This window comes from Cupriavidus basilensis, assembly GCF_029335485.1.
In the GTDB taxonomy this organism is placed as follows: domain Bacteria; phylum Pseudomonadota; class Gammaproteobacteria; order Burkholderiales; family Burkholderiaceae; genus Cupriavidus; species Cupriavidus basilensis_E.
Window position 1 is genome coordinate 1 of sequence record NZ_JARJLM010000156.1, and the last position, 7,148, is coordinate 7,148.

Below are 7,148 nucleotides of genomic sequence, written 5' to 3' on the forward strand. Positions count from 1 at the left end.
CCACCCCCGAGCCGAGGCCGTAATGAATCTGTCGGCCACCTTTATCCATCGCCCGGTCGCCACCGCGCTGCTGACCATCGGCATCCTGCTGGCGGGACTGGCGGCGCTGCGGCTGCTGCCGGTCTCACCGCTGCCGCAGGTGGATTTCCCCACCATCTCGGTGTCCGCCTCGCTGCCCGGCGCCAGCCCCGAGACCATGGCGGCGACCGTGGCCACGCCGCTCGAGCGCGCGCTGGGCGCCATCGCCGGCGTGACCGAGATCACCTCCAGCAGTTCGCTGGGTTCGACCCGCATCACGATGCAGTTCGAGCTCTCGCGCGACATCGACGGCGCCGCGCGCGATGTGCAGGCCGCCATCAATGCCTCGCGCGCCACGCTGCCCACCAGCCTGCCGAGCAATCCGACCTACCGCAAGGTCAACCCGGCCGACGCGCCGATCATGATCATTGCGCTGACTTCGCCGACCATGACGCGGGGCCAGCTCTACGATGCCGCCTCGACCATCCTGGCGCAGAAGATGTCGCAGATCGAGGGTGTGGGCCAGGTCACCATCGGCGGCTCGTCCCTGCCGGCGGTGCGGGTGGAGCTCAATCCCACCGCGCTCAACAAGTACGGCGTCTCGCTGGAGGATGTGCGCAATACGATCAGCGCCACCAACGCCAACCGCCCGCTCGGCTCGCTGGAAAACGCTAGCACCAACTGGCAGATCTACGCCAACGACCAGGCCATGAAGGCGGCGGACTACATGCCGCTGATCGTCCGCTACGCGACCCCCGGCACCTATTCCTCGGCCTCGGCCGGCGCGCTGATCGCCAGCACGGCCAATGCCACGGCGGGCGGCGGCGTCAGCACCAAGACCGTCAACGGCGTCACCACCACCACGCTGACCACCAGCAGCGGCACCACCACCATCAGCACCGGCGCCACCGGCGGCAACAAGAGCAGCGGCGGCCCGAACTCCTTCGCGGTGCCGGTGCGGCTGTCGGACGTGGCGAATGTGACCGACTCCGTGCAGGACATCCGCAACGCCGGCTCGGCCAATGGCCAGCCTTCGGTGCTGCTGGTGCTCAACCGCTCGCCCGGCGCCAACATCATCGAGACCGTCGACCGCGTCACGGCGATGCTGCCGTCGCTGCAGCAGATGATCCCGCCGGCCATCAAGATGGAAGTGATGATGGACCGCACCCCCACCATCCGCGGCTCGCTGCGCGAGGTGGAGCACACCCTGATGATCTCGGTGGCGCTGGTGATCATGGTGGTATTCCTGTTCCTGCGCAATGTGCGCGCCACGCTGATCCCCAGCGTGGCGGTGCCCGTATCGCTGATCGGCACTTTCTCGGTGATGTACCTGGCCGGCTTCTCGCTCAACAACCTGTCGCTGATGGCGCTCACCATCGCCACGGGCTTCGTGGTCGACGACGCCATCGTGGTGCTGGAGAACATCTCGCGCCATATCGAGGAGGGCATGAAGCCGCTGGAAGCGGCGCTCAGGGGCTCGCGCGAAGTGGGCTTCACGGTGCTGTCGATGAGCCTGTCGCTGATCGCGGTGTTCATCCCGCTGCTGATGATGGGCGGCATCGTCGGGCGGCTGTTCCAGGAATTCGCCATCACCTTGTCGGTGGCCATCCTGGTATCGCTGGTGGTCTCGCTGACCACCACGCCGATGATGTGCGCGCGCCTGCTCAAGCCGGTCCGGCCGGAGCAGCAGGGGCGCTTCTTCCGCGCCAGCGAACGCGCCTTCACCTGGATGCACGACCACTACGCGCGCTCGCTGGCGGTCGCGCTGCGCCATGGCGTGCTGGTATGGCTGGTACTGCTGGCCACGATCGCGCTCAATGTCTGGCTGTACACGATCGTGCCCAAGGGCTTTTTCCCGCAGCAGGATACCGGGCGCCTGATCGGCTTTATCCGCGCCGACCAGGCCACTTCGTTCCAGGCCATGCGCATCAAGCTCGACAACTTCATCAAGATCGTGCAGTCCGACCCGGCGGTGGTCAACGTCACCGGCTTCACCGGCGGTTCCCAACGCAATACCGGCCAGATGTTCGTCACGCTCAAGCCACTGTCCGAGCGCGAATCCGCCGACGCCATCGTGGCCCGGCTGCGCGGCAAGCTGGCCAAGGAGCCGGGCGCGAGCCTGTTCCTGACGTCCGTGCAGGACATCCGCATCGGCGGCCGGCAGAGCAGTTCGGCCTACCAGTTCACGCTGCAGTCGGATGACCTCGATGTGCTGCGCGAATGGGAGCCCAAGGTGCGCGCGGCGATCTCCAACCTCAAGGGCCTGGAAGACGTCGATACCGACACCAATGACAAGGGCCTGCAGACTTCGGTGATCATCGACCGCGACACCGCGTCCAAGCTCGGCGTCACCGCCCAGCAGATCGATGCCGTGCTCAACGACGCCTTCGGCCAGCGCCTAGTCTCCACCATCTACAACCCGCTCAACCAGTACCGGGTAGTGATGGAACTCAGCTCCGAGTACCTGCAGGGTCCGCACGCGCTGCAGGATATCTACGTGGTCACCGGCGGCGGCAAGCGGGTGCCGCTCTCGGCCTTCGCGCGGGTGACGCCAACCAGCACGCCGCTGGGGGTGAACCACCAGGGCCAGTTCGCGGCCTCCACCATTTCCTTCAACCTCGCGGAAGGGGTGTCGCTGTCGCAGGCCACCGACGCGGTGAAGGCGGAAATGGCGCGCATCGGCGTGCCCGAAACGCTGCAGGCGAATTTCCAGGGCAGCGCCAAGGCCTTTCAGGACTCGCTCAAGAGCCAGCCGCTGCTGATCCTGGCCGCGCTGATCACGATCTACATCGTGCTCGGCATGCTGTACGAGAGCTATGTGCATCCGCTCACCATCCTGTCCACGCTGCCGTCTGCCGGCGTAGGCGCGTTGCTGGCGCTACTGGCCTCGGGCACGGATTTCAGCATCATCGCGCTGATCGGCGTGATCCTGCTGATCGGCATCGTCAAGAAGAACGCCATCATGATGATCGACTTCGCCATCGACGCCGAACGGCGCGAGGGCCTGTCCCCGCGCGATGCCATCTACCGTGCCTGCCTGCTGCGCTTCCGCCCCATCCTGATGACCACCATGGCAGCCCTGCTGGGCGCGGTGCCGCTGGCGATCGGCCACGGCGACGGCGCCGAGCTGCGCGCGCCGCTGGGCATCTCCATCGTCGGCGGGCTGGTGGTCAGCCAGTTGCTGACCTTGTACACCACGCCCGTGGTCTACCTGACGCTGGACCGCCTGCGCCTGAAGGTGCGCGCCTGGCGCCGGCGCCGCACGGCCATGCCTGCGGCCACGGCGAGCCTCGAACCCTGAATGCGATCCATGAACGCCATTTTCCGCATCCCTCCCCTCTTCTTCCCGGCGACCTCGCTGACGATCGCCTGCGCCCTGCTGCTGGGCGGCTGCGCCGTGGGCCCCGATTACAAGCGCCCCGACGCGCCCGCCTCGCCTGCCTTCAAGGAGGCGCCGGCAGACAGCACCCAATGGGGAGAGTGGAAGCCGGCCGAGCCGCAGGACACCAGCGAGCGCAGCAACTGGTGGGCGATATTCGGCGATCCGCAGCTCGACGCGCTGATGTCGCAGGTCAAGGTATCGAACCAGAACATCAAGGCGGCCGAAGCGCAGTACCGGCAAGCGCTGGCCGCGCTGCAGTCGTCCCGCGCGGGTTATTTCCCCACGGTCGGCGCCTCGGCCGGGCTGGACCGCGCGCGCGGCAGCAGCGGCCAGGTCGGCAACAGCCAGAGTGCCTCGCTCTCGGCCAGCTGGGAGCTCGACGTGTGGGGCCGCGTGCGGCGCCAGGTGGAGAGCAGCGAAGCCAGCGCGCAGGCCAGCCAGGCCGACCTGGCTTCCACGCTGCTGTCCACCCAGGCCACGCTCGCGCAGAGCTACTTCCTGCTGCGCATCGCCGACCAGCAAAAGGCCCTGCTCGACCGCACCGTCGCCGACTACGAAAGATCGCTGCAACTGGTGCGCAACCAGTACGCGGCTGGCACGGCGCAGCGCTCCGACGTGCTGCAGTCGGAAACCCAGCTCAAGAGCGCTCAGGCGCTGCAGATCGACATCCAGATCACCCGCGCGCAGTACGAGCACGCCATCGCCATCCTGACCGGCAAACCGCCCTCGGATCTCAGCATCGCACCGCAGGACTATGCCGCCGCCGTGCCGCGCGTGCCCAGCGCGGTGCCGTCGGCGCTGCTGGAACGCCGGCCCGATATCGGCGCGGCCGAGCGCCGCATGGCAGCGGCCAACGCGCAGATCGGCGTGGCCCAGGCCGCTTACTACCCCACGCTATCCCTGTCGGCCAGCGGTGGCCTGTCCGCCGCCACGCTCGCGCGCTGGCTGTCGCTGCCGGACCGCGTGTGGTCGATCGGCCCGGCGCTGGCCGGCACGCTGTTCGACGGCGGCCTGCGCAGCGCGGCCAAGGCGCAGGCGGTGGCGGCCTACGACCAGACCGTGGCCAACTACCGCCAGACCGTGCTCTCGGCGTTCCAGGAGGTCGAGGACAATCTGGCCGGTGCGCGCCTGCTCGAGCAGGAAGCCGTGGTACAGAACGACGCGCTGCGTTCGGCGCGCGATGCCCTGGCGCTGGTCAACAACCGTTACCGCGCGGGCACCGCCAGCCTGCTGGACGTACTGACCGCGCAGACCACGGCCTATACGGCGGAGCGCACCGCGCTGGCCATCGTCGGCCGCCAGTACACCACCAGCGCGGTGCTGATCAAGGCGCTGGGCGGCGGCTGGCATGTCGTGCCGCAGAGCGCTTCGAATCCCCTCCCTGCCACACCGCCGGCCGCACCGGCCCCGGGCGGCATGCCTCCGCCCGCCGGGACGCAAGGCAACGTGCCGGTACCGGCGGACGCCGCGCGCCAGTCCCCGGCAGGCGCGCCCGCCGGCGTCTCGGCAAAACGGTAGCCGGCTGCGCGGCCTCTTACTGCGGGGAAAAACGCACGCGTACCAGCAGGCCCTTGCCCTGGGCGCCGTCCAGCAGCGCCAGCGAGGCACCATGCGCAGCAGCAATGTCACGCACGATGGTAAGCCCGAGCCCCGAGCCGGCGGGGGACGCGTCCCGCGCCGGCCCTGCGTTCCTCGCGCCGGCGGCACTGCCCCGGTAAAACGGCTCCAGCACCGCCGCGCGTTCCGCGGCAGGAATGCCCGGGCCGTCGTCTTCCACCTCCAGCACCACGGCCTCGCCGTTACCGGCATCGCGATAGGCGCGCGCCGTGACGACCCCGCCCGATGGCGTGTAGCGCAGCGCATTGTCGATCAGGTTGGTGACCAGTTCGTGCAACAGGTCGGTTCCGGCCACTTGCAGCACCCCCGCCCCTTCGAAGCCCAGGTCGATGCGCCGCGCACGGGCGGCGGGCATGAGTTCGAGGCAGACCTCCCGCACCAGCGCCGCCACGTCGAGCATGCGGGGCGCCTCCGCCCCGCCGTGCGCGGCGCGCGCCATCGACAGCAGGCGGTCGGCCAGCGCGGCCATGCGCGCGGTGCTGTCGGCGAGGCCCTGCGCGATGCGGCGCTGCTCGGCGGGATCGTGCGCGCGCGCCGCCAGCTGCGCCTGCGTGTGCAGCACCGCGAGCGGCGTGCGCAACTGGTGCGCGGCGTCGGCGATAAAGCGGCGCTGCGCGGCCAGCACCTGCTCCAGCCGCGCCATATAGCCGTTCATCGCCTGCACCAGCGGTGCTGTCTCGCGCGGCGCGCTGTCGAGCGGCAGCGGCGTGGTGGCGCCAGGCTGCCGCTGCGCCACTTCGGCGCGCAGCGCATCGAGCGGTGCCAGCGCGCGCCGGGTGAACAGCCAGATCACCAACACCGCGGCCAGCACCAGCATCAGCTGGCCCCACAGCACCTCGAACAGGATGTTGCGCGTCAGCGCCTGGCGCGAGTCGAGGGTCTCGCCGACCTCGATCAGCGCCATGCCGCCGTGCGTGCCGCCGGCGTCCATCACCGGCTGGCGCAGCGCGGCGATGCGGATCGGCTGGCCGCGGTAGGTGCGGTCGTAGAAACTCACCAGCGCGGGGTAGAGCCTGGTGCGCGGCTGGCTGGCATCGAACGGCGGCAGGTCGTCGTAGCCCGAGACAAACTCGCCATGCACGCCGCTCACGCGGTAGAACATGGTGGCGTTCATGCCCACCTCGAAGGTGTCGAGCGAGATATACGGCACGTCCACGCGCACGCCTTCGGCCGTGAGCGTGATGCGCTCGGAGATATTGCGCGCCGAGGCGAGCAAGGTGCGATCGTAGGCCAGGTCGGCCGATTCCAGCGCGTTCGAGTACGCCACCAGGCCATATGCCGCCTGCAGCGCCAGCATGGGCGGTATCAGCCACCACAGCAGGCGCGCGCGCAGGCTGGCGGGCCGCTTGCGCCGCTCAGCCACCGCCGGGCTCCGGCACGCCTGGCTCCAGCACATAACCCAGCCCGCGCAGGGTGGCGATGACGGCGCCCGAGCCTTCGAGCTTGCGGCGCAGGCGATGCACATAGACCTCGATCACATCGGGCTGGGTCTCGTCGGCCAGGGTGAAGATGCCGGCGTAGATCCGGTCCTTGCTGACGGTCTTGCCGGGCGGCGTCATCAGGATCTCCAGCACCGCGTGCTCGCGCGGCGTCAGCGCCAGCGGCACGCCGCCGACCTGGAAATGCCGCACCACGGTATCAAAGGCCAGGCCGCCGCAGCGCACCAGCGGCGCCTCGGTCTGCCGGGCCCGCCGCAGCAGCGCCTTGACGCGGGCCTCGAACTCGGCCAGGTCGAAAGGCTTGGCCATATAGTCGTCGGCGCCGAGATCCAGTCCCTTGACACGGTCGCCCACCTCGCCGCGCGCGGTCAGGATCATCACCGGCACGCGGCAGCCCCGGCCGCGCACGCGCGCCAGCAGATCGAGGCCATCGCGGTCGGGCAGGGTCAGGTCGAGCAGCACCAGCGCATAGTCGCTGCCGGCGCCGCCCGCGCTGCCGGCATGCGTGCTGAACAGCAGCGATTCCGCGCTGGCCGCGTCGGCCGCGCGCTCCACGGTGAAATGCAGCGCACGCAGCGCCTGCATCACCCAGGTGGCCAGTTCGTCGTGGTCTTCGACCAGCAGTACTCTCATGGAAGGTTCTCCTCCTGCTTTCCTTGTGTGCGTTCCGCATCCGGCCGCGTGCCAGCCAA

General features: G+C 69.3%; 4 protein-coding genes. 2 read left to right on the plus strand and 2 right to left on the minus strand.

The window, feature by feature from the left end; all coding sequences use genetic code 11:
* Positions 1–22: 22 nt before the first annotated feature.
* Positions 23–3,319: an efflux RND transporter permease subunit gene (locus P3W85_RS08795; RefSeq protein WP_017227668.1), complete on the plus strand. Its 3,297-nt coding sequence runs from the start codon at positions 23–25 to the stop codon at positions 3,317–3,319.
* A gap of 9 nt (positions 3,320–3,328) precedes the next feature.
* Positions 3,329–4,918 carry an efflux transporter outer membrane subunit gene (locus tag P3W85_RS08800; RefSeq protein WP_430869517.1) on the plus strand — a complete coding sequence of 530 codons (1,590 nt, stop codon included), beginning with the start codon at positions 3,329–3,331 and terminating at the stop codon, positions 4,916–4,918.
* 16 nt (positions 4,919–4,934) lie between these two features.
* Here P3W85_RS08800 and P3W85_RS08805 read toward each other — a convergent pair whose 3' ends face one another.
* Positions 4,935–6,380 (minus strand): sensor histidine kinase, encoded by a 1,446-nt coding sequence (locus tag P3W85_RS08805; RefSeq protein WP_276264486.1) that lies wholly within the window; start codon positions 6,378–6,380, stop codon positions 4,935–4,937.
* Positions 6,373–7,089 carry a response regulator gene (locus P3W85_RS08810; protein ID WP_276264487.1) on the minus strand — a complete coding sequence of 239 codons (717 nt, stop codon included), beginning with the start codon at positions 7,087–7,089 and terminating at the stop codon, positions 6,373–6,375. The genes P3W85_RS08805 and P3W85_RS08810 overlap by 8 nt, the downstream gene beginning before the upstream one ends.
* Between the last annotated feature and the right edge of the window lie 59 nt (positions 7,090–7,148).

Coding starts and splice junctions, on each gene's coding strand:
- P3W85_RS08795 (WP_017227668.1), top strand. CDS start 23: ATGAATCTGTCGGCCACCTTTATCCATCGCCCGGTCGCCACCGCGCTG.
- P3W85_RS08800 (WP_430869517.1), top strand. CDS start 3,329: ATGAACGCCATTTTCCGCATCCCTCCCCTCTTCTTCCCGGCGACCTCG.
- P3W85_RS08810 (WP_276264487.1), bottom strand. CDS start 7,089: ATGAGAGTACTGCTGGTCGAAGACCACGACGAACTGGCCACCTGGGTG.